12 protein-coding genes are annotated in these 24567 nt (G+C 71.3%); 4 read left to right on the plus strand and 8 right to left on the minus strand.

Going from position 1 to position 24567, the window contains the following annotated elements; translation table 11 throughout:
- Positions 1 to 35 precede the first annotated feature (35 nt).
- Entirely contained in the window at positions 36 to 1148 is a 1113-nt protein-coding gene (locus ACZ3ZE_RS28820) for a ferritin-like domain-containing protein (protein ID WP_361178866.1), read from the plus strand.
- 73 nt (positions 1149 to 1221) lie between these two features.
- Here the strand turns inward: ACZ3ZE_RS28820 and ACZ3ZE_RS28825 are convergent, their stop codons facing one another.
- Positions 1222 to 4395 (minus strand): DNRLRE domain-containing protein, encoded by a 3174-nt coding sequence (locus ACZ3ZE_RS28825; protein ID WP_467261367.1) that lies wholly within the window; start codon positions 4393 to 4395, stop codon positions 1222 to 1224.
- Positions 4396 to 5038: 643 nt separating this feature from the next.
- Between ACZ3ZE_RS28825 and ACZ3ZE_RS28830 the strand changes: the two genes are divergently transcribed.
- Entirely contained in the window at positions 5039 to 12556 is a 7518-nt protein-coding gene (locus ACZ3ZE_RS28830; RefSeq protein ID WP_361178969.1) for a ricin-type beta-trefoil lectin domain protein, read from the plus strand.
- Complete coding sequence (locus tag ACZ3ZE_RS28835) at positions 12553 to 13071, plus strand: HEAT repeat domain-containing protein (RefSeq protein ID WP_361178872.1); 519 nt, start codon at positions 12553 to 12555, stop codon at positions 13069 to 13071. The genes ACZ3ZE_RS28830 and ACZ3ZE_RS28835 overlap by 4 nt, the downstream gene beginning before the upstream one ends.
- 87 nt (positions 13072 to 13158) lie before the next feature.
- Here ACZ3ZE_RS28835 and ACZ3ZE_RS28840 read toward each other — a convergent pair whose 3' ends face one another.
- From ACZ3ZE_RS28840 to ligD, 7 genes are all read right to left on the minus strand, one after another.
- Complete coding sequence (locus ACZ3ZE_RS28840) at positions 13159 to 14637, minus strand: penicillin-binding transpeptidase domain-containing protein (protein WP_361178874.1); 1479 nt, start codon at positions 14635 to 14637, stop codon at positions 13159 to 13161.
- Positions 14638 to 14664: 27 nt separating this feature from the next.
- Positions 14665 to 16065 carry an FtsW/RodA/SpoVE family cell cycle protein gene (locus ACZ3ZE_RS28845; protein WP_361178876.1) on the minus strand — a complete coding sequence of 467 codons (1401 nt, stop codon included), beginning with the start codon at positions 16063 to 16065 and terminating at the stop codon, positions 14665 to 14667.
- A gap of 67 nt (positions 16066 to 16132) precedes the next feature.
- The gene (locus tag ACZ3ZE_RS28850) at positions 16133 to 17443 is read right to left on the minus strand and encodes a HAMP domain-containing sensor histidine kinase (protein WP_361629225.1); all 1311 of its coding nucleotides are present in this window, start codon (positions 17441 to 17443) and stop codon (positions 16133 to 16135) included.
- A complete protein-coding gene (locus ACZ3ZE_RS28855) occupies positions 17440 to 18249 on the minus strand; it encodes a hypothetical protein (RefSeq protein WP_361629222.1) in 810 nt (269 codons plus the stop codon). Before ACZ3ZE_RS28855 ends, ACZ3ZE_RS28850 begins: the two co-directional genes overlap by 4 nt.
- A gap of 279 nt (positions 18250 to 18528) precedes the next feature.
- Positions 18529 to 20619 (minus strand): PBS lyase, encoded by a 2091-nt coding sequence (locus ACZ3ZE_RS28860; protein ID WP_467261369.1) that lies wholly within the window; start codon positions 20617 to 20619, stop codon positions 18529 to 18531.
- A gap of 340 nt (positions 20620 to 20959) precedes the next feature.
- On the minus strand, positions 20960 to 22021 hold the full coding sequence (locus ACZ3ZE_RS28865) for an ATP-dependent DNA ligase (protein WP_467261371.1): 1062 nt from the start codon (positions 22019 to 22021) through the stop codon (positions 20960 to 20962).
- Positions 22022 to 22133: 112 nt separating this feature from the next.
- Positions 22134 to 23018, minus strand: coding sequence for a non-homologous end-joining DNA ligase (gene ligD / locus ACZ3ZE_RS28870; RefSeq protein ID WP_442306203.1), 885 nt, complete (start codon positions 23016 to 23018; stop codon positions 22134 to 22136).
- A gap of 70 nt (positions 23019 to 23088) precedes the next feature.
- Here ligD and ku point away from each other — a divergent pair, with 70 nt between their 5' ends.
- A complete protein-coding gene (gene ku, locus ACZ3ZE_RS28875; protein ID WP_361178887.1) occupies positions 23089 to 24231 on the plus strand; it encodes a non-homologous end joining protein Ku in 1143 nt (380 codons plus the stop codon).
- Positions 24232 to 24567 lie beyond the last annotated feature (336 nt).

Raw genomic sequence — 24567 nt, forward strand, 5'->3', positions numbered from 1 at the left:
GTGAGCCTGCTGGGAACCGTAGGAAGGAGCCGTCAGTGTCGACGCACGACCTCTATGCGCAGGCCCCCAGGGAGCCCGTCTGGCAGGTGCCCGCGACCGGCGCCGCCCGCTTCAACTGGGATTACGACGATGGACGGGACCGTCTCCTCGCCCTCTACCAGAAGGGCAAGGACAAGCAGTGGGACGGCGCCACACGGATCGACTGGGACCTGGAGGTCGACCCGTACGACCCGCTCGGCACCCCCGACGAGGCCATGTCCCTCCACGGCACCCGGCACTGGGCCAAGCTCACCGACAAGGACAAGGGCGAGCTGCGCCGGCACTACACCTCCTGGCAGTTCAGCCAGTTCCTCCACGGTGAGCAGGGCGCCATGATCTGCGCCGCCCGGATCGTCGAGTCGGTCCCGGACCTGGACGCCAAGTTCTACTCGGCCACCCAGACCATGGACGAGGCCCGGCACGCCGAGATCTACGGGCGCTTCCTGCACGAGAAGATCGGGATGCTCTACCCGATCAACGACAACCTCCAGAGCCTGCTCGGCGACACCCTGCGCGACTCCCGCTGGGACATGCCGTACCTCGGCATGCAGGTGCTCATCGAGGGCCTCGCGCTCGCCGCCTTCGGCATGATCCGCGACACCACCGACAAGCCGCTGCCCAAGCAGATCCTCGCGTACGTGATGCAGGACGAGGCCCGCCACGTCGCCTTCGGGCGGATGGCGCTGCGCGACTACTACGGGCAGCTCTCCGACGCCGAACTGCGCGAGCGCGAGGAGTTCGTCATCGAGGGCTGCTACCTGATGCGCGACCGGCTGCGCGGGGTCGAGGTCCTGGAGAACTTCGGCATCCCGAAGAAGGAGGCCGAGGAGCTCAGCGAGCAGAGCGAGTTCCTGCACCTGTTCCGCAAGCTGCTCTTCAGCCGGATCGTGCCCTGCGTGAAGGACATCGGCCTGTGGGGCGAGCGCCTCCAGAAGGCCTACCTCGACATGGGCGTCTTCGACCTCGGCGACTCCAACCTCGACCTCCTGATGACCCAGGACGAGGAGATCGCCGAGGCCCTGGACCGCGAGCGGTTCGCGGCCGAGGAGCGGGCGCGGGTCGAGGAGGTCGAGACGGCGATCGCGGAGGGCGGGGCCGACGCCGCGTAGCTCCCCGGGAACGGGCCGAGCCCCCGGCGCCTTCGCGGGCGCCGGGGGCTCGGTGTCGTGCGGGCGGCCTGGATCAGCCGAACGCCTTGACGGTCCGCCAGTCGACCGCCAGGACCGTCTTGACCGGTGCGTTGGTGTTGGTGGTGGACGGGTTGTACAGCTTGATGTTGCCGGTGTCGCCGAAGCGGGCCCAGATGTCCGGGATCCCGTCCTTGTTGACGTCGGGGATGCCGATCGCCGAGGTCACGTTGGTCTCGGTCCAGCTGGTGCCGAAGGCGACGTCGCCGTTGAGCGAGTTCGCCGCGACCTTGATCGACTCCAGGTCGACGCTGCCGGCGACCGAGCCGGGCTTGCCGTGCCGGGCGTACATGTTGCCGTTGTCCAGGTTGCGCCAGAGCAGGTCGGGCGTGCCGTCCTTGTTCATGTCCGCGATGTTGACGATGTCGCGGCGGGCCCAGGCGGTGCCCTCCATGAGCGTGGCCGTCTGGAAGGTGGCGCCGCTGTAACCGGACAGGATCCAGAACGCGGTGCCGGCGCGCAGCGCGAGGTCCGGGTGCTTGTCCCCGGTGACGTCGCCGATCGCCTTCATCTGCGTCCAGGTGCTCGGCGCGGGCGCGTTGGAGGGGAGCCGGACCTTGATCCGCTTGTCCACGTTGAACGTGCCGTAGCCGTCGCCCGGGTAGAGCCAGAACTGCTTGTCCGGGGTGACCGCGAACAGGTCGGTCGAACCGTCGCCGGGGTAGGCGTCGTTGTAGTGCGCGATCAGGGACGGCGTGCCCGCGGCGTCGACCCAGTGGTTCGCCGGATTGACCTTCTTGCCGGCGGTGACGTAGGACGCGTCCAGGCAGCTGTAGAGCTCACCGCCGGTGCCCGGGACCGCGGGGTCGGCGGGAGCGCCGACGCAGTTCTTCAGCTTGCCGTCCGCGTAGAGGACGAGCAGGTCCGGGATGTTGTCACCGCCGGTGTCCATCGGACCGTCGGCCGTGTCCCGCGGCGGCAGGTAGAAGGAGTAGTCGCCGCGCAGGCTCTGGTTGCCGTTGGCGTCGTACGCGTACACGTTGATCTGGACCGGACCCGCGTGCGGCGGGGCGACGTCCTTCAGCGTGACCTTGCCGTTGACCGGCGTCGGGGTGTCCTTGTAACCCTGGCCCTCGAAGCCGTACGAGAAGCGCGTCGCACCGGGGGCGGTGAAGGTGAAGTCACCGAGCTTGCCGAAGTTCACCTTCGCCCAGGTCTTGCCGTCCGGGGTCGCCTCGTCGAACACCGTGCTGGTGATGTCCGGCTGCGGCGGGGCGGTCGGGTCGACGGTGAGACGGCAGGGGTAGCTGCCGTCCGGGAAGAACGACGAGGTGGACCCCGCGTCGGGGTACGTCGTGTCCTCGGAGCGCACGTCCCAGAGGAACGTGGTGTTGGCCGTGATGTCCTTCAGGAGCGGATCCGTGGCCGGGATGATCACCTGCGCCCAGCCGTTGGAGTCCGGGGTGGCCAGCGGCCGGTCCTGCGCGGAGCCGCCGTCCTTCCAGAACCGGAAGCGCAGCTTGGACAGGTTCCCGTCGGCGTCGGCGCCCTTCGCCTTCAGGGTGATGTTGGTGCGGCCGATCAGCACGCCGGTGCCCGAGCTGCCCGTGACGCACGCGCCGCCGGGGGCGGAGGTGCCGGAGGTCGGCTGGGACGGCGCGCGGTTGAACTGGCCCGTCAGGGTCGCACCGGTGGCGGCGAACTTGCGCCACGTCTGGGTGTCGGACTCGCTGGTGGCCCGCATGCCGAAGGTGATGTTCGACCAGCCCTTGTCGGCGCCCTCCTGGGCGGCGGACGTGACGGTGAACGACTCGTACTCGTCCGGGCAGGCGCTCGACCAGCCGTGCGCGAAGGACTTCTTGTGCAGCGACCTCGACCAGCTCGGCTGCGCGTTCCAGGTGGTGCCCGACGAGATCCCGCCGGTCAGCCAGAACTCCATCTGCCGCTCGGTGCAGGACCAGGAGTGGTTGTTCTTGACCTTGAAGTAGGCCCAGTCGAACTTCGCGTCCTTGTAGCTGGACGAGAAGTTCATCCGCCAGAAGGAGCGGGCCAGACCACCGGTGTCGCTCTCGTAGCCGACGCGGGCGTCGGAGGTGCCCGAGGAGAAGTTCGTACCGTTCCAGAAGCTGGAGCTCGGGTACTTCTTGTACGCCACGGTCCAGGCCAGCCAGCCGGCGTTGAGCGGCGGGTCGATGAAGACCGGGTACGTGGTGTCCGCGCGGCTCAGCAGCTGGGTCTCGGCGACCTTCAGACCGACGGTCAGGTCGCCGGTGCCGTCACCGTCGAGCGCGACCGGAAGCTGGGCCGACTTCGCGCCCGGCTCGATGCCGGTCAGACCCGACAGCTTGAGCACGTCGGCCGGGGTGGCGACGGCGGTACGCGGAGCCGCGTCCGGCTTCTCGGAGTCACGGCCGGCGGAGTCCCAGGCGAACGGGGTCGGGATGGAGCCGAGCTCCTCGCCCGCCTTGTCCAGCACCTGGATCACGTTGGCCGCGGTGTTCTGCCGGAAGACGGCGGTCTTCGAGTGCACCCCGAACTTCACCGTCGCCAGGGCATCGTTCCGCGCGGCCTCGCGGTTCTTCACGATCAGGACCTGGCCGAAGCCCCCCTCCGCGCGGGCCACGAGCAGCAGGTCGACACCGGGGAAGACCTCGGGGTAGAGCGCGCGCGGGCCGTCGAGGACGGGCTCGGGAAGAGCGGTCGGCCAGGTGTACGTGACGGTGTGGCCGCCCAGGTCGACCTCGGCGAGCGGGGTGCCGTTCGACGTCCCCTCGGCCAGCGGGAGCCGGCTGAAGGACCGGTCGGCGCGCGTGGCCTTGCCGCCGCCGGAGAACCGGACCGGGACGACGGCGTTGGCCGGGCTGACGTTCAGCGGCCCGGCGGCCTTCGTCCGGTGCAGCGTGGTGTCGATCGGCGCCCACCTGCCCGCCGCGTTCTTCGCGCGCTGCGGCAGGGCGTCGATCTGGGTGAACATCTTGCCGTTGGGCTGCGCCCAGATGAGCTGGGTCGCGGTGGTCGCCGTTTCGACGAGCACCTTCTTGCCCGTCCGCTTCGCCTCGGCCACCGCGGTGGCCTCGTCTCGCGGACCCACCGACGCGTTCCGCGCTTCGGTGGAGGTCTGGGAACCCGGGACGGTCGGGCCGCTCGGCTGCCACCAGGGCAGCAGCGCGGCGGTGAGTGCGGCCAGGACGAGGCCGAGAGTGAGGCTCAGCCGTGTGCGCGTGCGCACGAACGGGCTGAGAAGGCTGGGCGGCGCGGGCACGGCGGGCGACTCCCGTGTGAACCAGAGGATTTCGGACAAGCGCAGACAGCCCCGCGGTACAGACCACGGGGCGCAGGCGCGCACACGATCACACGGCGACCAGGAGACGTCCATATCTGAGAGTTTTATGAAGATGTTATGAGGGCGTGTGTGAGAATCTGATGGAAAGTCAAGATGGTTGCATCGTGCCGATTTGTCGGAACGTTAGATTCCGGATGTCGCGACTGTCTGCTCTTTCGCAAAGATTGAAAATGCGGTGCTCTGTTTGCGAATGCACCGTGGCGAATCTCACCTCGCGCGAGCGCGGGCGTTTTCCTCGATCTTGAATCCAGAGCAGTACATGACAGAGAGTGCGCACGCACGCGCCTGATCCGGGCGCGTGCTCTTTGGTGTTTCCGCACCTCATCCGTTGTCTTGTTCGTCTGGGTGGGAGTCGACGCGTATGCGTGCTTCAGGTCCACTGTCATGGCTGGGGCGCAATCGCCTCGCCATGACGGAGTCACAACGACGACGCCGTCGGCGAAGCCGCACGGCGATCGTCCTATTGTTGTCATCGACATTGACGGTGACCAGCCTGGGCTCGCAGGCCCTGGCCGTCCCCGGAGACGGGATGAGCCGCGAGGAGACGACCGCCGAGGTCGACCTCCCGGACATCCCGGAGAGCACCACCCTGGCCGACGACATCGCGGCCCAGAAGATCCTGAGCACCGCTCAGGCCCAAGAGGTCAAGCCGTACGTGCCGCAGGCGGTCGACCCCTGGGTGGCGGACGCCGGCAAGGCCGACCCGTCCAAGGTCGAGGCGGGCAAGACCGTCCAGGTCACCAACACGGCCACCTCGGCGCTGCTGCCGGTCGGTGTCGGTGTCCCGGTCGGACAGGACCCCGCCACGATCGCGGGTGACTGGCAGGTCGCGATCAAGTCGACCACCACGTCCGAGGAGTCCGGCGTCCCCGGCATGGTCATGGAGATCGTGCCCCCGGCCACCGCCGACCCCACCGCGCAGGTGCTCCTCGACGTCGACACCAGCGACTTCAAGGACCGCTACGGCCAGCTCGCCGCCGAGCGCTTCGGCCTGATGCTGCTGCCGAACTGTGTCCTCGACTCCCCGGACACCGGCGACTGCGCCCCCGACGAGGGCGTCGAGACCATGGCCGGGAAGGCCGAGCAGGACCACGGCGTCGAGCGGCTGCGCAGCACCGTCAAGGACGTGCCGACGGCGCAGGCCGGTCTGAAGCCGACCTCGAAGAAGGGCTCCAAGACCCGGCAGATCCTGTCGGGAACCGTTCCGGTCGCGAACCTGCTGCCGGACGCGGGTGCCGCGTCGCAGACCTCCGGCGCCTCCGCGCGCAAGGCGTCCCTGCCGGCCGCGGACGGCCTCCAGGTCGTCGACGCCTCCGGCCGCCAGGTCGTCGGCGCGATGGACACCGGCTCCTCGGCGTCCGGTGACTTCACGGCCTCGCCGCTGCTGTCCGCCGGTTCGTGGGCGGCGGGTTCCTCCAACGGCGCCTTCACCTACGCGTACCAGGTGCAGACCCCGGAGACCGCCGGCGGCCTGATGCCGAAGGTGAACCTGTCGTACAACTCGCAGTCCGTCGACGGCCGCACCTCCTCGTCGAACAACCAGGCCTCCTGGATCGGCGACGGCTGGGAGTACAACCCGGGCTCCATCAGCCGGAACTACACCAACTGCCGCCAGGACTCCAAGAAGGCCGGGGCCAACAACAAGGACCACCGCACCGCGGACCTCTGCTGGGGCTCCAACAACGCCACCCTCTCGCTCGGCGGCATGACCACCGAGCTGGTGTGGGACGCGGGCAAGAAGCAGTGGTTCACCGCCAACGGCGACGGCTCCACGATCCAGCAGGTCACCGGTGAGGACACCGACAACAAGGCCCGCAACAACGAGTACTGGATCGTCACCACCAAGGACGGCACCAAGTACCACTTCGGCCTGAACCGCCTCCCGGGCTGGTCGAACCACGGCACCGACCCCGACGACCCGACCACCGACTCCGTCCTCACGGCGCCCGTCTACGGCAACCACCCGGACGAGCCCTGCTACGCGGGCCCGACCAAGGAGGACTGGAAGAAGTCGTCCTGCACCCAGGGCTGGCAGTGGAACCTCGACTACGTCGAGGACATCCACGGCAACGCCATGTCCTTCTGGTGGAAGAAGGAGCAGAACTACTACGCGAAGAACTTCTACTTCAAGGGTCCGGTCAAGTACGACCGCGGCGGCTACCTGTCGCACATCTACTACGGCCAGCGCAAGGACTCGATCTTCACCGCCACCGCGCCGGCGCGCATCGGCTTCGAGGTCGCCGAGCGCTGCTACCCCGAATCCACGCTGACCTGCTCGGACGAGAACTTCGCGTCGCCCGACCCGGGTAAGTACCGCATCTGGTACGACACCCCGGCCGACCTGCGCTGCCAGGCCGTCACCTCGACGTACAAGCGGAAGTGCTGGAACGCCGGTCCGACGTTCTGGACCACCAAGCGCCTGGACAAGATCACCACGTCCGCGCAGCGCCTGACCACCACCTCCGCGCGCCAGGTCGTCGACGAGTACCAGCTCAAGCAGAGCTTCCCGGTCCTCAGGACGGGCGCCAACACGGCCCTGTGGCTTGAGTCGATCCAGCGCACCGGTTACGGCCGCAAGGGCACGACCGACGCCAAGGTGGAGCTGAACCCGGTCCGCTTCGAGTACAACGCCGACGACATGCCCAACCGCGTCCTGCGCGGCGGCAGCGAGGCCACCGACCCGCGCCCGGGCTTCTCCCGGCTGCGTGTCGCCCGCGTCGTCAACGAGTACGGCGGCGAGACCGTCGTCGAGTACAAGAAGCGCGAGGACCAGTGCCTCTCCGGCACCGGCCTGCCCGGCAAGAGCGACACGGCGGCGCTGAAGTCCAACACGCGCCTGTGCTACCCCTCGTACTGGCACCCGGACTCCGAAGTCGAGGACATCGACTGGTTCAACAAGTACGTGGTCGACTCGATCGAGGAGCTGCCGAACGTCGCCGGCTCGTTCTCGACGACGACGGCGTACGACTACAAGAATGCCGGCTGGAAGCTGGCCGAGGCCGAGTTCACGAAGAAGTCCACCCGGACCTACTCGCAGTTCGCGGGCTTCGAGCAGACCACGGTCATCACCGGCGAGCGCAAGGCCGCCTCCGACAGCGGCGAGGGCTCCACCCCCGGCGAGGACACCCCCGGCCAGGGCGGTCCGGGCGCCGAGGCGCCCAAGACCAAGGCCGTCACCCGCTTCTACCGCGGCATGGGCGACAACGTCCCCATGACGGACATCCACGGCAACCCGATCAAGACGGCGGCCGGCGCCCAGGTCTACGACCGCGACGCCTTCGCGGGCCGCATCGCCGAGGAACTCTCCTACAGCAACGCGACGGACGCGGACGCCAACTGGCTGACCCGCGGCGTCACCGTCCTCGACGCCACCGAACTGGCGAGCCGCGACCGCGGCGACGGCCTGACCCCGCTGAAGGCGTGGCGGGTCACGGAGCCGGAGGAGGTCGCGTACACGAAGTCGTCCGGCACGGGCGACGACAAGCGCACCCTGCGGACGGTGCGGACCAGCACGAGCTACGAGTCGACGTACGGTCTGCCGACCCAGGTGGAGTCCCTCGGCGACGACGGCAAGACCGGCGACGAGTCCTGCACCAAGCTGGAGTACCTGCACCAGACGGACAAGAACCTGATCGGTCTGTCCAAGCAGGTCCTGGTCTCGCCGACGCTGTGCGCCGACGCCAACTGGAGCAACCTGGCCACCCTCAGCGGCGGCCAGCGGACGTCGTACGACGGAACGGCGTACGGAACGGCGCTCGGCGCCGCGACCCGTGGCCTGGCCACCGAGTCGTGGTCGCTCAACCGCACCGGCACCGCCTTCCAGACCAACGGCACCAACGGCTTCGACGAGATCGGCCGGGTGATCCGGCAGACCAACTCCGAGCAGCTGACGAAGCCGACTCCGAAGTCCTCCACGATCACCTACGCCACCGAGGGCCCGGCCACGGGCCAGGTCTTCAAGGTCACCACGACCAACGTCCTCGGCCACAGCCAGATCCAGGAGCTGGAGCCGGGCCGTTCCGTCGCGCTGAAGACGACCGACGCCAACGGCTACACCAGCGAGGCGGTCTACGACCCGCTGGGCCGTATGGCCGAGGCCTGGGCGACGGGCCGCACCCCGGGCTCCGGCGTGGCGGACTTCCGCGCCGAGTACGTGATCCCGAAGGAGGAGACGGACCCGGACGACCCGGACGGCAAGAAGATCCGGAAGCCTCCCTACGTCGTCACGTACGCGCGCGGCTACGAGGACCGGATCGAGAAGTCCGTCACGATCTATGACGGCATGGGCCGCGAGCGGCAGTCGCAGGAGCAGGCGGACGGCGGCGGCCGTCTGATCACCGACACGCTGTACGACAGCGCCGGTGAGATCTACCAGACCAACAACGCCTACCTGAACCAGGACGCCCCGAACGGAGAGCTGTTCACTCCGCTCGCGGACACCACGGTCCCGAACATCACCCGCTACGAGTACGACGGTCTCGGCCGCGTGCTCACGGAGATGCCGGTCCTCAAGGTGAAGGCCCCGGGCACGACCGAGGCCATCTCGCAGGAGGTCCCGGAGAAGGCCGTCCGCTACGAGTACGGTGCGGACTGGTCGAAGGTCATCCAGCCGCAGGGCGACTCGACCTACCGCGTCTGGACCGACGCGCTGGGCCGTTCCGTCCGGACGGACACGTTCAACCCGGCGGCGCCGGGCGGCTTCACGTCGACTCGCTACGAGTACGACGCGGACGGCCAGCCCGTGAAGGCGACCGCCTCGGCGGACCCGACGCACCCGTGGTCCTGGACGTACGACCACCGCGGCAACATGGAGACCACCACCGACCCGGACAAGGGCACCACCCGGATCGAGTACGACTCCTACGACCGCGCGCAGACCACGAGCAACGCCCGTGGCGTCAAGGTCTGGACCGGCTACGACGAGCTGTCGCGGCCGATCCAGACGCGTGAGACGAGCGCTTCCGGCAAGCTGCTGGAGGACCTCACCTACGACTCCGTCCCGGGCGGCAAGGGCATGCCCGCCACCGCCACCCGCTACACGGACGCGATGGCGTACACGCAGAAGGTCAACGGCTACACGAAGGACTACCAGCCGACCTCGACCACCCTGTCGCTGCCGCAGTCGATCGTCGACACGTGGGGCTTCGCCAAGGACTACACGTACGACTACGTGTACTCCGACAACGGCATGCTGAACGAGAGCACCCTTCCCGCGGCCGGCAAGTTCGCCAGCGAGAAGCTGGTCGTCCGCTACAACGAGGACGGCAAGCCGGTCGGGATCTCCGGAAAGGACTGGTACGGCTCCGAGACGATCTACTCGCCTTACGGCCAGGTGCTCCGTTCCACCCTCGGCGCGATGCCGTACCGGGTGTGGACGCAGAACACGTACGACGAGAGCACCGGTGAGCTCACGGAGCAGTCGGTCCACCGCGAGAAGGGCGGCCCCAACGACACGACCGCCGACCGGACCCTCGTCGGCGGGACCCTGGTGTCGAACCGGGCGTACTCCTACGACCCGGCCGGCAACGTCAGCTCGATCCAGGAGAAGTCCGTCGGGATCGAGGAGCGTCAGTGCTTCTCCTACGACCCGCTGGGCCAGCTGAAGTCCGCCTGGACCAACAAGGCGCCGGCGACGCAGGGCTGCACCACCCCGAAGAACACCGACGGCACGCTCAACGCCGTCTCCGGCACCGACGGCTCCGGCTACTGGCAGGAGTACGAGTACGACCTTCTCGGCAACCGCACCAAGCTCACCGAGAAGGACCTCACCGGCAACACCGCCAAGGACGCCGTCAGCACCTACGGGTACGGCAAGACCGACGGCAGCCAGCCGCACACGCTGACCAAGGTGTCGAAGACCTACACCACCCCCGCGGGGCAGCAGGTCAAGGCCGAGGCCACGCGTCTGTACGAGCTGACCGGCGAGACCAAGACGATCACCTCGGTCGAGAACGGTGACAAGCAGGAACTGTCCTGGACCTACGACGGTCAGGTGGACCGGATCACCGGTCAGGGCTCGGGTGGCAAGACCCCGTACGTGGGTCTGGGCCAGAAGTGCCTCGACCTGAAGTCGGGTCTCGCGTCCGCCGGCCAGGCGATCCAGCTGTACGCCTGCAACGGCACGGTGGCGCAGAGCTGGCAGTTCGAGCCGGTCCCCGGTACGCCGCAGGCCCCGCAGGCCGACGCGAACCTGGGCACCCTGAAGGTCTACGGCAACTGGTGCCTCCAGCCGGCCGCCAACACGGCGGGTTCCGCGCTCCAGCTGCAGAAGTGCAGCGGCGCCGCCAACCAGCAGGTCAAGCGCAACGCCTCCGGTCAGCTGATCCACGTCTCCTCCAACCTGTGCCTCGCGGCGCAGGGGGCGGTGAACGCGAACGGCACGCTGATCGTGCTCGCCACCTGCGACGCCGCCGCGGCTGCCCAGCAGTGGCTGCCGCAGAACGACACCCGTCACATCTACGGCCCCGGCGGCAGCCGCCTGCTGACCATCCAGGGCAAGCAGGCCACGCTGCACCTGGGCGAGACGCAGGTCACCGTCCAGCAGGGCGGCATCCTGGTCCGCAGCGAGCGCACGTACTCGACGCCCGACGGCGCGATCCTGCGCTACGCCAACGGCACGGGCGGCGACGCGCTCACCGCGCTCGCCACGGATCACCAGGGCAGCGTGTACGCCGAGGTCGGCCTCTACACGGCCATGCCGGTGCGGATCCGCAAGCAGGACCCCTTCGGCAACCAGCGCGGTGCCGACAAGGCCGGGCAGAACATCCAGACCAGCAAGGGGTTCCTGGGCCAGACACGTGACGACTCCTCCGGCTTCCAGCCGCTGGGTGCCCGTCTCTACGACCCGGTGGTCGGACGCTTCCTGTCCGCCGACGCCGAGGTCGATCTGAACGACCCGCTGCAGTCAAACGGGTACGCGTACGCGCAGAACAACCCGCTCACGTACGCCGACCCGAGCGGTCTCGCGATCACCCTGACGGCCTCGGAGAAGAACGCGGCCCTCACGGGCGCGGGTCTGTCCCCGGCGCAGGTCGCCCAGGCGCAGTCCATGATGGGCAAGTCGCTGTCCTCGGTGATCCTCTCGATCGCCTGGTCGACGCTGAAGGACTTCATCGGCATCACCGACGCCATGGCCTGCTTCGGCGGTGACATGTGGTCGTGCGGCAGCATCATCCTGGACGCCATTCCGTGGTCGAAGCTGGGCAAGATCCCGTCGGTCCTGAAGGCGATCAACCGCACCATCGACGCGATCAAGGCGTTCAAGGCCGCGAAGAAGGCCGCCGAGATCGTCCTCAAGGCCGCCAAGGCGGCCGAGGCAGCGGCCTTGAAGGCCAAGAAGCTGGCCATCGAGAAGGCCAAGAAGGAAGCCGCGCAACGGGCCAAGAAGAAAGCCGCCGAAGCAGCCAAGAGAAAGGCCGACGCGGCAGCCGCGGCCAAGCGCAAGACGGGTAACAACACCCATAAGGCGGCCCAGTCCAAGGCGGCGCCCAAGCCCTCCTCCATGCCGCAGCGCAAGCCCGCCGCCGGCAACGGCAAGAGCTCCGGTGGCGGAGGCGGCGGCAAGTCCGGCGGCTCCTCCCGCAGCAACGGCGGCTCCAGCGGCAGCGGCGGCTCCGGCAAGGCCGACGGCGGCGGTGGCGGCGGCGGTGGCGGCGGTGGTGGCGACGCGGAGGGAGAAACTTTCTACCGGTCGATGAGCGAGGCGCACTTCAAGACGCTGCAGGAAGGTGGCGGCCTGTCGGCGACCGGAGAGACGTTCACCTCACCGACGCAGGCCTTCTCGGAGGACTATGACGGTGTTCTCGTCAAGTTCACGGTGAAGCCGGGCACCAGGGCGGCACTCGCGAAGATCGGGGTGCGGGACGAGTCCGCGATGGTCCTGGCGGAGTTCCCGGACATGCCTGCGATCACGTCCGTGAAGAAGTGGAACAGGAACTACGCGCAGTTCAAGCAGGAGGGCGACCAGATCAACGTCGGCCTGGGCCGGGGGAAGGCGCTTAAGCTGTTCAACGAGAACGTCACTGGATGGGAGGTGATCAGGCGATGACTCCGGAGGAGCGGGAACTGATCATGGGCCTGGTCTTCGTACCGGGCAAGGGCCGTGCGCGCACGCTCGACGAGGTGCTCGCCCACTACGGCGAGTCCGACGGTGGGGCCTTGGCCCTCCGGCTGCTCAGGCAGGCCGTGGAGCGCCGGGACGCCGGTGACGTCGAGATGGCGTTGATCGTCAAGGCCAACGCCGGCGCCTCGGGTGACGAGTTCCTGGAGCCGTTGATCGAGCTGGCCGGTGCCGACTGGCACAAGCGCCACGAGGACGTCGTGTCCTCGCTGGCCAAGCTCCGCTCGCCCGAGACGGTGCAGGCGCTGGCCCTGGCGACCCGCTGGGTTCCCGAGTACCTGGAATACGACGAGGCCCGGGCGCTCGCGGTGAAGGCGATCTGGGGGCTCGGCGCCATTCCCGGCCCCGAGGCGCGGGAGGTTCTCGAAGGTCTGCGCGACGACGAGAACGAGGTCATCCGGGAGAACGCGCTGAAGCAGCTCGCACGCCGCGGCGAGCTCTGACCGCGAAGCAGTAACCGGTCATCCGGGACGCCCGGCCGAGTCTCCTCGGCCGGGCGTTCAGCCGTTTCAGGGCCGTCTCCCCGCGCCTCACCGCCCCCGCCCCTCCGCCTCCAGCCGCAGCCCCTCCTCCATCACCGCCCGCGCGATCGGCGCCGCGCTGCCGCCGCCGCTGATGTCCGTCCGGTTCGCCTCCGCGTCCTCCACGACCACCGCGACCGCGACCGCCGGCTGGGCCGAGTCCGTGGCCTGGGCCCAGGCGATGAACCAGGCGTACGGGGTGCCGGTGTTGCCGAGGCCGTGCTGGGCCGTGCCCGTCTTGCCGCCGACGCGGGCGCCGGGGATGGCGGCGTTCGTGCCGGTGCCCTCCTCCACCGCGCGGACCATCAGGTTCTGGAGCTGGTTCGCGGTCGAGGGGCTCATGGCCTGGCGGTAGCTGCGGCGGCCGGTGGTGTCGACGGTGGTGCCGCGCGCGGTGGTGGTGCGGTCGATCAGGTGGGGGGCGGCGATCTCGCCGTTGTTGGCCACCGCCGCGGCGACCATCGCCATCTGGAGCGGGGTGGCGGCCGTGTCGAACTGGCCGATCGACGACAGGGCCAGCTGGTCGTCGCTCATGTCGGTGTCGAAGGTGGACCTGGCCACCCAGGACGGGACCCGCAGGCCCGTGTCGTTGAAGCCGAACTTCCCGACCGCCGTCACCATGTCCGCCAGGCCGACCTTCACCCCGAGGCCGGCCATCACCGTGTTGCAGGACCACTGGATCGCGTACGCGAGGGAGGCGTTCCCGCAGCCCGTGGCCTCGTTGGGGAGGACCCGGCGGGTGCCGGGCAGGACGAACGGGTCGGGGGTGCGGGTGGGGGCGTCGACGTCGGTGACCACGCCCGCGTCGAGGGCCGCCGCCGCGGTGACGATCTTGAAGGTGGAGCCGGGCGGGTAGGTCTGGCGCAGCGCCCGGTTCAGCATCGGCTGGTTCGGGGAGGTGGTGAGCCGCTTCCAGGAGTCGGCCACCGCGGGGCCCGTGCCGGACAGGACGCCCGGGTCGTACGAGGGGGAGGAGACCAGCGCGAGGATGCGGCCGCTCGCCGGTTCGATCGCGGCGACCGCGCCCCGCTTGCCGTTCAGGCCGCGGTAGGCGGCCTCCTGCATCCGGGCCCGGATGGTGGTGACGACGTCGCCGCCGGGCTGCCGGCCGCGGCTGACGTCGTTCCACAGCGGCAGCGGCGCGAGCATCGGGTCGGTGCCGGAGAGGAGGTCGTCCTCCGCGTTCTCGACGAGGGTCGTGCCGTACGTCTGGGAGGCGTAGCCGGTCACCGGTGCGTACAACGGGCCCTGGGTGTACGTGCGTTCGTAGCGCAGTTGCTGGCCGCTGTCGCGGGAGCCGGTGACCGGGTGCCCGTCCACGACGATCTCGCCGCGCGGCTCGCCCCAGCGGGTGATCGCGATCCGGCGGTTGGCCGGGTTGGCGTCGTACGCGTCGGCCTCGAAGACCATGACCCGGGCCGCGTTGACGAGCAGGGCGACGAGGAGGACCAGGCAGAGGGCGGCGGCCCGGCGGATGTAGCGGATCACTTCACGTGCCCCAGTTCTTCTCTCGGCTCACTTCGCGTCCTCCACGATCGGTGCGATGACCCCGCCCTCGGCCATGTCGGGGCGGGGGGCCCGGGCCGAGTCGGAGGCCCGGACCAGGAGGGCCACGATGATCCAGTTGGTGACGACCGAGGAGCCGCCCTGGGCGAGGAACGGCATCGCCATGCCGGTGAGCGGGATCAGGCCCATCACCCCGCCGGCGATGACGAAGACCTGGAGGGCCAGGATCGAGGCGAGGCCGATGGCGAGGAGCCGGCCGAAGGGGTCGCGCAGGGCGAGCCCGGCGCGGTAGCCGCGGGCGACGAGCAGGGCGTACAGGAGGAAGAGGGCGGTCAGGCCGACCAGGCCGAGTTCCTCGCCGGCGGTGGCGAGGATGAAGTCGGACTTGGCGGCGAAGCCGATGAGGACGGAGTGGCCGAGGCCGAGGCCCGCGCCGAGCATCCCGCCGGCGGCGAAGGCGAAGAGCGACTGGGCGAGCTGGCCGGGTCCGTCGCCGGCCCGGATCGAGGCGAAGGGGTCGAGCCAGTCCTGGACCCGGCTGTGGACGTGGGGTTCGAGGGAGCCGACCAGGAAGGCGCCGGCCGCGGCGAGGACGAGCCCGACGGCGATCCAGCCGGTGCGGCCGGTCGCCACGTACAGCATGATCACGAAGAGGCCGAAGAACAGCAGCGAGGTGCCCAGGTCGCGTTCCAGGACCAGGACGCCGACGCTGAGGAGCCAGATCGCGACGATCGGGCCGAGCACGCGGCCGGTGGGGAACTGGAACCGCCAGACCGTGCGGCCGGTGTAGGCGAGGGCGTTGCGGTTGGCGGCGAGGTACGCGGCGAAGAAGACCGCGAGCAGGATCTTCGCGAACTCCCCGGGCTGGAAGGAGAGTCCGCCGAGCCGGATCCAGATCTTGGCCCCGTTCACCGCGGGGAAGAAGATCGGCAGGATCATCAGGACCAGCGCCGTCGCCACCGACAGGTACGCGTACCGCTGGAGCACCCGGTGGTCGCGCAGCAGCAGCACCACCACGATGAACAGGCCGACGCCGAGGGTCGACCAGACCAGCTGGGTGGGGGCGGCCCGGTCGCCGGGGGTCTCCAGGTCGAGCCGGTAGATGAGGACCAGGCCGAGTCCGTTGAGCAGGACGGCGATCGGCAGCAGCAGCGGGTCGGCGTACGGGGCGCGCCACCGGACCGCGAGATGCGCGAGCAGGGCGAGCAGTCCGAGCCCGGCGCCGTACCGGGCGGCGTCCGGCGGCACGGCGCCGCTGCGGGCCAGGCCGACCTCCGCGTAGCCGTAGACGCAGATGAGGACGGCGCAGACGAGGAGGGAGAGTTCCACGCCGCGGCGCTTGGGGATGCGCAGCCCCGGCGGGGGCGCGTCCCGCGCGTCCTTCGTGTTCGCCGGCGGCGGTGCGGTCATGGTCCGCAACGTAGCAAGCAGTAAGCCTTATGTCCCTTTTGTGTGACGGTGTGCCGTGGGGCGGCCGTCAGTTCGCCTGGGTCCCACGCCCGGCGTTCCCGGCGGTGTCCGTCCCGTCGTCCGGATCCGTGCACGGCACGTACTCCGGGAGCGTCAGCCGGGCCACCGCCCCGCCGTCCGGCGCGTTGGCGAACACCAGCTCCGCGCCGATCACCTCGGCCTGCCCCACCGCGATCGTCAGACCGAGCCCGTGGCCCTTGCCGCCGCTCTCCGTACGGAACCGCTGCGGGCCCGTGGCCAGCAGGTACTCCGGATACCCGGCGCCGTGGTCCCGTACCGTCACCACCGGCCCGTCCACGCTCAGCACCACCGGCGGCAGCCCGTGCCGGTGCGCGTTGGCGACCAGGTTGCCGAGCACCCGCTCCAGGCGCCGCCGGTCCGTCTCCACCGTCGCGTCGCGCGCGATCCGCACCTCGGTCGGGGTGCCGGAGCCGCGCACCACTCGTTCCGCCAGCGGCCCGAGCTCGTGCACGGCGAGGTCCACGGTCTCGGTGCCCGCGTCCAGGCGGGAGATCTCCAGGAGGTCCTCGGTGAGCCCGCGCATCGTCCGCACCCGGTCCCGCACCAGCTCCGACGGGCGCCCCTCGGGCAGCAGTTCGGCCGCGGCGGACAGGCCGGTCAGCGGGGTGCGCAGCTCGTGCGCCACGTCGGCGGTGAAGCGCTGCTCGGTCTGCAGCTTGCGCTGGAGCGAGGAGGCCATCGTGTCGAGCGCCCCGGAGACCGTCGCCACCTCGTCCTGGGGGCGCGAAGGGTCCTCGGTACGGGGGTCGTTGACGCGTGCGTCGAGGTCGCCGGCGCTGATCCGCCGGGCCACCTGCGCGGTCAGGTGCAGCCGCCGGGTGATCCGGGTGACGGCGAAGGCGCCGACGAGCAGGGTGGCACCGATGGCCAGCACCGAGGAGCCCAGGATCGAGCGGTCCAGGCCGTCGATGGTGGCCGCGCCGCTCGTGTAGTCGACGCGGACGGCGAGGGCCCTGCCGTCCGCCGGGCCCGCCGCCCACATCGTCGGCCGCCCCCGGTACTCGGTGACCATCGTGCCCCGGTCGCCGCGCACCGCGAGCGCCCGCAGCGAGGCGGGCAGCCCCTCCGGGTCGACCCCGGCGAAGCGGGGGAGCGGCTCGCCCGCCTCGTACAGCCCGCTGACCTCGTCGAGCCGGCCGAGCGCCTTGTCGCGGGAGTCCCGCACCGTCTGGCCGGCCACCGACACATGGACGAGCACGCCGAGCAGCGCCGCGAGCGCGCAGCACATGACGGTGATGAAGACCGCGGCCTTCCAGGTGAGCGTCGCGGTCCAGGCGGGCAGCCGGGGCCGCCTCACCGGATCACCTCGGGCGGAGCCGCCTCGGGCCGCCCGGCGCCGGGTGCGGCGGGCGGCGGCGTGGCCGGGGCCGGGGTGGCGCTGGGGCTGACGAACGCGGGCGCCGGGACGACCGAGGTCCCGGGCCCCGGCGGCTTGACCCGCACGATCTCGTCCCGCGCGGGCAGCATCGTGCGCTGCTGCTCGTCCCAGGACCAGGCGGTCCGGTACTCGTAGCCCGGGATGCCCGCCGAGCTGACCCGCGTGATCAGGTCCCGGCCGGCCAGTTCGACGCTGACCACCTGGTCGACGGTGGACATGATCCGGGTCAGCCCGCCGTTCTCGGCGAGGTAGACCCGCACGCCGAGCTGCTGGTCGGGCATCCGGATGCCGACGATCAGCTCGTCGCGCCCGTTGCCGGTGAGGTCGCGGTAGTACGGGGCGAGGACCGGGCAGCCCGCGCGGTCGGTGGTGCAGGCGTCGATCGCCCGGACCGTCTGCTCGTACAGCCCGTCCGCGCCGCTGCGGGCGTCGCCGTGGGCGCGGACCTCGGCCTGGACGACCGCCACCGCGTCGAGCGAGTGGACGTCGTTGTCGGGGACGTCGACGCCGGGGACGCGCTCGGTGTCGGACTCGCCGAAGTCGATCGGCGGGTTCGTGGCGGGCGGCAGGTCGGGCCAGAGCCGGACCGGTCCCACGGCGGCGGGGGTGGGGCCCGCGCTCCGCAGTTCGCCCTGGCTGCCGCAGCCGGTCAGGGCGAGCACGCCGAGCAGCGCCACGGCCGGGACGGCCGCGGCGCCGACGAGCTGCACTCCGCGCGGTCTCACGCTGTTCCCTCGCGTCTCACTTCACCAGGCCCAGGTCGGGGAAGACGATGATGGGGTCGTCTTCTCATAGACCTTATTCGCAGGGAAGTCCTTTTTGTCTATCCGCTGTGTCGAGCGGACCGCGAACGGGGTCGTGAAGGAGGAGCGCGCCACCGGGACGGCAGCGCCGCGCGGGCTCCGATCCGGGCCTCACCGAGGGCCGAGTCCGAACCTGAAGGACGTCATGTGACGTTGTCTACAGTCGGGGAACGGCCGGCCGGCGCCGGGCCCGCGAAGCAGTCACATCCGGTGCCGCTCCATCCGGGCCAGCGCCGCCCGGCACAGCGTGAGCAGCTTCTCGTCGTCGTGCACGTCGTGCGAGCCCGCACCGTCCTCCCGCGCGTTGTGGCGGTGTCTTCGGGCCAGCTCGGTACGGATCGCGAACTCCGCCTCCGCCGCCGCCGGACCCATCTCCGCCAGGCACTCGGCCACCGTCACCCGCGTGTGCCGGTTCTCCTCCCAGGCCGCCAGCAGCACCGGCAGCACCGTCTCCGCGTCGCCCGACACACGCCACAGCGCCGCCGCCGAACGCACCCGCACCCACAGGTCCCGCGCCCCGAGCCCCGCCCGCAGCGCCGGGGCCGCCGCGGCCGCCGCCGGGCCGATCGCGCCCAGCGCCCGCGCCGCCGCGCACCACTCCGCGCCCGAGGCACCCGGCCGCAGCCAGCGCCCCAGGGCCTCCAGCGCCTCCGCCGGCGAACCGTCCAGCGCCCACACGGCCTGCGCCGCCATCGAGGACACCGCCGCCGACTCGGCGCCGAGCAGCGCCCGCGCGTCCTCCAGCGCCTCCCGGGCCGAGGGCCCGAACGCCGCCAGCGTCCGCAGACACGCCTCCCGCACCCAGTCCCGCCGGTTCGGCGGCGCCCCGCGCAGCACCCGCAGCACCTCCGGCAGCGCCTGCACGCCCCGGACCGCGCCCAGCGCGCACAGCAGCGGCGCCGCCCGGTCGTACAGGAGCTCGTCCAGCTCCACCTCGGCCAGCCTGCGCCGCAGCGCCGGGGCGAGCGGCAGCGCCGCCGGGCCCAGCGCCTTCACGGCGTACAGCAGCTCGCGCCGCACCTCGCCCTCCTCCAGGGCCCGCGCGAGCAGCGGGATCGCCCGCGCGTCCCCGCAGCGCGCCAGCGCCAGCAGCGCCCCGCCCCGCCCGGCCCGCGCCCCCGGACCAGCCAGGCCCAGCGGCCCCTGCGGGGCGGCGGCGAGCCGCACCGCCAGCGCGTCCGCCGAGGGGCCCGCCAGCTCGAAGAGGCGCTCCAGGAAGGAGGTCGCGGCCTCGCGCAGCCGCGGCTCCGGGTCGCTCAGCTGCGCGCCGACGAGCCGGACCACCTCCTCGTACCGCCCGCGCCACACCCGTATCAGGGCGCCGCACAGCCAGATCGCGTCCGAACGCTGCCCCCAGTCGGGGCTGCGCAGCTGGGCCAGGATCAGCGCGATGCGGTCGTCGACCCGGTCGTCGAGGGCCGTGTGCAGGGTGCGCAGCAGCTCCTCGGTCCACGGCGTGGGGCGGCCCGCCGAGTGCTCCTCCAGGAGCTCGCGGACCTGCCCGATGAGGGTCGGGGTGGCCGCCCGCGGGGTCTCCCCGGCCGGCTCGCCCGGCGTGGTGCGGACCTCGTCGAGGAGGACGGTGACCCGCTCCACCACGTCGTGCGGGATCTCGGCGGGCGCGACCCGGGCCAGCTGGGCGAGGGCCGCGAGCCGCAGCCCGGGCGCCTGCGCGGCGCGCGAGAGCCAGGCCAGCCAGTCCGCGGTCTCGGCGCGCAGCGTCTCGTGCCGCAGCGCGAGCCGGCCGACGGCGTGGACCAGCGCCAGCCGCACCTCGGTGTCCCGCTCGACGGTGAGCCGTTCCCGCAGCAGGCCGAGCACCCGCACGGGGTCGGGGTGCAGTGAGGCGAGCGCGCACGGGGCCGCGATCCGCACCTCGGGGTCGGGGTCGCAGACCAGGCCGAGGAAGACGTCGGCACCGGCGGCGATGGCGGCGGCGGCCATCGCGTAGTTCGCCGCAGGTATGAAGTCCTCGTCCTCCGCGTCGAGTTCGGCGATCTCCTCGTCGTCGCCGAGGTCGATGCCGCCGATGCTGGTCAGCAACTCGACGATGCAGCCCCGGTCCTGGACCTCGGGGTCGGCGACGAGTTCGAGCAGGAAGGGGATGCAGGCGAGCGTCGAGTCGTACACGTCGCCCTGGTGGTGGACCGCCCCGTACATGCCGTCGATCGCGTTCTCCCGCTCGGCGGGATCGGCGGAGGCGAGTCCACGGAGCAGCTCCGGCACATCGTCCGCCGGGCCGTACGCGTGCCCCAACGAGGCCCAGTCGACCTCCTCGATCCCCGTCAGCATGCCAGGCCGCCTTCCCCGTGAGCGCTGTACCAGGCAGCAAGTGTGCACCAACGTGCCGACAACGAGGGCCCGCCTGCCGGACGCTCTCGGCGAACCCCCGCGCGGCCGCTCGCTTTGCGCCACCCGGTGGAACGCCCGTCGCCCCGCCGGAGCCCCGCGGGACCCCTCCCGGACCCCCTCAGGACCCTCACGAGGCCCCCGCACCCGGTCCATACCCGTACCCACGGACGGCCGACCGGCCCTGTTCCGCACCGGGTGGGCCGTCGGGCGGCCGCGGCGGTGTTTGCTGAGTTTGTCCTGAACGGAGCGCCGGAGGAGGGGGACGGAGCGGGCGGGGGAATCAGCCAGGGGGCTCGTTCGCGGCTTGGTCGGTGCCGGTGCCGGTGCCGGTGCCGGTGCCGGTGCCGGGGTCCGGGTCCGGCTCCTGGTCCGGGTCCTGGCCCTGGTCCCGGTCCGGCTCCTGGTCCGGGTCCGGGGCAGGCTTTCGCTCCCCGTCCCCGTCCCGTACCCGGACGAACCGTGCGGTGTCCTGGCGGCCGGCCGGCATGCGCAGCTCGACGGGCAGGTGCTCGGTCAGCGGGCGTACGGTCCCGTGCTCGGGGTCGGCCATCGGCCCCGCGAGGAGCCCCGCCGTCCGCTCGGCGACCTCGCGGGCCTGCGGTGCGGTCAGCCGGGGGCTGGTGCGCAGGGTGCGCCCGTCGGGCAGCCGGACGAGCACGGCGTGCGGGCGGTCGGGCGGGCCGAAGACGCCGGCCAGGACGGCGTCCCGGGTGTCCGCGTACCGCACCTTCCGCCAGGACCAGGTGCCGCCCGGGCGGTACGCCGAGGTCCAGGCCTTCGCCACGATCCCCTCGACGCCCGTCTCCCGCAGGCTCCCGAACCACTCCCGCGCGGTGTCCTCGTCCTCGGTCGCGAGCACCCGCTGGAGCGGCGGGCCGGTCTCGGCGAGGGCCGCGCCGAGCAGCTCCCAGCGCTCCCGCAGGGGCCGGGCCCGCAGGTCGTGGCCGGGGAGGGCGAGCAGGTCGAAGGCGATGTACGAGACGGGGACGCCGGCCCGCTCCCGCTCCCGGGGCGTGCGGAGCAGGTCGGTGAAGCTCAGCCGGCCCTCGCGGTACGCGCAGAGCTCGCCGTCCAGGACGATGCCCGGCGGCAGCCGCTCGCCCAGGTACGCGGCGACGGCCGGGAACTCGGGGGAGAGGTCGCGGCGGGCCCGGGACTGGAGGAAGACCTGGCCCCCGTCGAGGACGAAGGCGAGGGCGCGGAAACCGTCCAGCTTGAGGGAGTACTGGAGGCCGCCGGGGACGCTGCCCTGTGCCGGGATCTCGTCGGCGGACCGCGGCCGCATCACGTCGACGGGCGGGCGGAGCACGACGGCGGGGTCGGGGGTCCGGTCCGTGGTCATGGGCCTCCTCCGGGGGTACGGGCGCCGTTGACGGCACGAGGGGCGCCGGCCCGGTCGCCGGTCGCGTCGCCGCTCGCGGCACCAGGGGTGCGGGCGCCCGCCCCGGTGCCGTTCACGGCAGCGCTCCCGCCGCCGCCGGGTCGAAGAGCGGGGCGAGCAGCTCCCCGTACCGCTCCAGGCGCGGGGCGATGTCGTCCAGGAGCAGGACGAGCCGGTCGGGGGAGGTGCAGGCCTCGACCTCGGCCCAGGTGACCGGTGCCGAGACGGCGGGGAGCGGGCGGGCCCGCAGGGTGTAGGGGGTGGCGGTGGTCTTCGCGGCGGCGTTCTGGCTGTGGTCGACGAAGACCTTGCCCCGCCGCAGCGCCTTGGCCATGCGGTGGACGACCAGCCGGGGGAGCTCCGCCTCGGCCTCGACGGCGAGCCTGCGGGCGTACGCGGAGACCTGCTCGGACGGGGTCGGCTCCAGCGGGACGAGCAGGTGCAGGCCCTTGGAGCCGGAGGTCTTCGCGTACGCCGTCAGACCGTCGGCGGCGAGACGTTCCCGCAGGTGGCGGGCGACCAGGCAGCACTCGACGACGCTCGCGGGCGGTCCCGGGTCGAGGTCGAGGACGAGCCGGTCGGCGACGGCCTGGGCGCCCGCCCGCCACTGCGGGGTGTGGAACTCGACGACGAGGTTGGCCGCCCACATCAGCGAGGCCAGGTCCTGGACCATCACCTGCCGGGCCCGCGGGTCCTCGGAGCGGGGCACGGGGGTGGTCTTCACCCAGGCGGGGGTGCCGGGCGGCGGGTTCTTGGTGAAGAAGAGCTGGCCGTCGGGACCGTCCGGGTAGCGCAGGAAGGAGACCGGGCGGTCGCGCAGATGGGGCAGGATCGCGGCCCCCACGGTGGCGTAGTAGTGGAGCAGCTCGCCCTTGGTGGTGCCGGTGGCGGGGTGGAGGACCTTGTCCAGGTTGCTGAGCGCCAGCCGCCGCCCCTCCACCTCTGTGATGGGCGTCATACGATGAGAATCCCATGATTCCCGACTTAACGGGATGATCACGGTCAAACGGCTCGAAAGGTGATGAAACGTGCGATCCATCTGGAACGGCGCCATATCCTTCGGGCTGGTCAGCATCCCGATCAAGCTGGTGAACGCCACCGAGAGCCGGTCGGTCTCCTTCCGCCAGATCCACCTGGAGGACGGCGGCCGGGTCCGCTACCGCAAGGTGTGCGAACTCGACGGCGAGGAGGTCTCCGCGGCGGAGATCGGCAAGGCGTACGAGGACGCCGACGGGTCCATGATCCCGATCACCGACGAGGACCTGGCCGCCCTGCCGCTCCCGACGGCGAAGACCATCGAGATCGTGGCCTTCGTCCCGGCGGGGGAGATCGACCCGCTCCAGATGGACGCCGCGTACTACCTCTCCGCGAACGGTGTGCCCGCCGCCAAGCCGTACACGCTGCTGCGCGAGGCGCTGAAGCGCAGCGACAAGGTGGCGGTGGCGAAGTACGCGCTGCGCGGGCGGGAGCGGCTCGGCATGCTGCGGGTGGTCGACGACGTGATCGCCATGCACGGGCTGCTCTGGCCGGACGAGATCCGGGCCCCCGAGGGGGTCGCGCCCGAGACCCCCGTCACGGTGCGGGACGCCGAACTCGACCTGGCGGACGCCCTGATGGCCACCCTGGGCGAGGTCGACATCTCCGGTCTGCACGACGACTACCGGGAGGCCGTGGAAGAGATGATCGCGGCGAAGGCCGAGGGTGGCGCCGCCCTGGCGCCCGCCGAGCCCGAGGCGGAGGGCGGCGGGCAGGTCATCGACCTGATGGCGGCCCTGGAGAGCAGCGTCCGCGCGGCGAAGGAGGCCCGGGGCGAACCGGCCGGGGAGAAGGTCGCCGAGGTGACCGAGCTCAAGCCGGGCAAGAAGGCGGCACGGGCACCCGCCGCGCCCAAGGAGACGGGCGCGAAGAAGTCCACCGCGCGGACGGCGGCGAAGAAGACGGCGGCACCGGCCCGCAAGTCGACGTCCAGGGCGGCGACTTCCGGCGGATCCACCGCGAAGGGCACGGCCAAGAGCACGGCCAAGAGCACGGCCACGAAGAGCACCGCCGCGAAGAGCGCGGCCACGAAGAGTGCGGCCAAGTCCAAGGCGGCCGGGGCGGCCGGGGCGGCCGGATCGGCCGCGACGAAGCGGCAGGCGAAGAAGGCGACCCCGCGCAAGCGGTCCGCGTGATCCGGCGGGGGTGGCCGGAAGTGACTCCAGCCACACTCCGAATGGGTCACAGGTAAAGAATTCACCATGACGCCCCGGCGATGTCTCGATATGTGGTCAAGGGGTCTCGCGTACACGTCTGTGGGTAGCGCACACGCGTGTTCCTGACTGTTTTCGGTCGCGCGGCGCGTCGGCCGGGGGGCGCCCCGACCTGCTGGCGGCCCGGCCGGGGTGGGGCGGGTGTGTCCGGAATGCTTCGGCCGCCAGGGGCCGTACATGCGGCCGGTGTATCCTCGGGGATCAAAAAAGGTCCGGAAAATTTAACCGGAATTCAATGTTCCCCTTTACTTCGCGGAC

Source organism: Streptomyces sp. NPDC023157, assembly GCF_055560575.1.

Excerpts from the sequence above, each read along its gene's own strand:
- ACZ3ZE_RS28865 (WP_467261371.1), bottom strand. The coding sequence starts at position 22,021 with ATGACCACGGACCGGACCCCCGACCCCGCCGTCGTGCTCCGCCCGCCC.
- ACZ3ZE_RS28860 (WP_467261369.1), bottom strand. The coding sequence starts at position 20,619 with ATGCTGACGGGGATCGAGGAGGTCGACTGGGCCTCGTTGGGGCACGCG.
- ACZ3ZE_RS28835 (WP_361178872.1), top strand. The coding sequence starts at position 12,553 with ATGACTCCGGAGGAGCGGGAACTGATCATGGGCCTGGTCTTCGTACCG.
- ligD (WP_442306203.1), bottom strand. The coding sequence starts at position 23,018 with ATGACGCCCATCACAGAGGTGGAGGGGCGGCGGCTGGCGCTCAGCAAC.
- ACZ3ZE_RS28845 (WP_361178876.1), bottom strand. The coding sequence starts at position 16,065 with ATGACCGCACCGCCGCCGGCGAACACGAAGGACGCGCGGGACGCGCCC.
- ACZ3ZE_RS28830 (WP_361178969.1), top strand. The coding sequence starts at position 5,039 with ATGAGCCGCGAGGAGACGACCGCCGAGGTCGACCTCCCGGACATCCCG.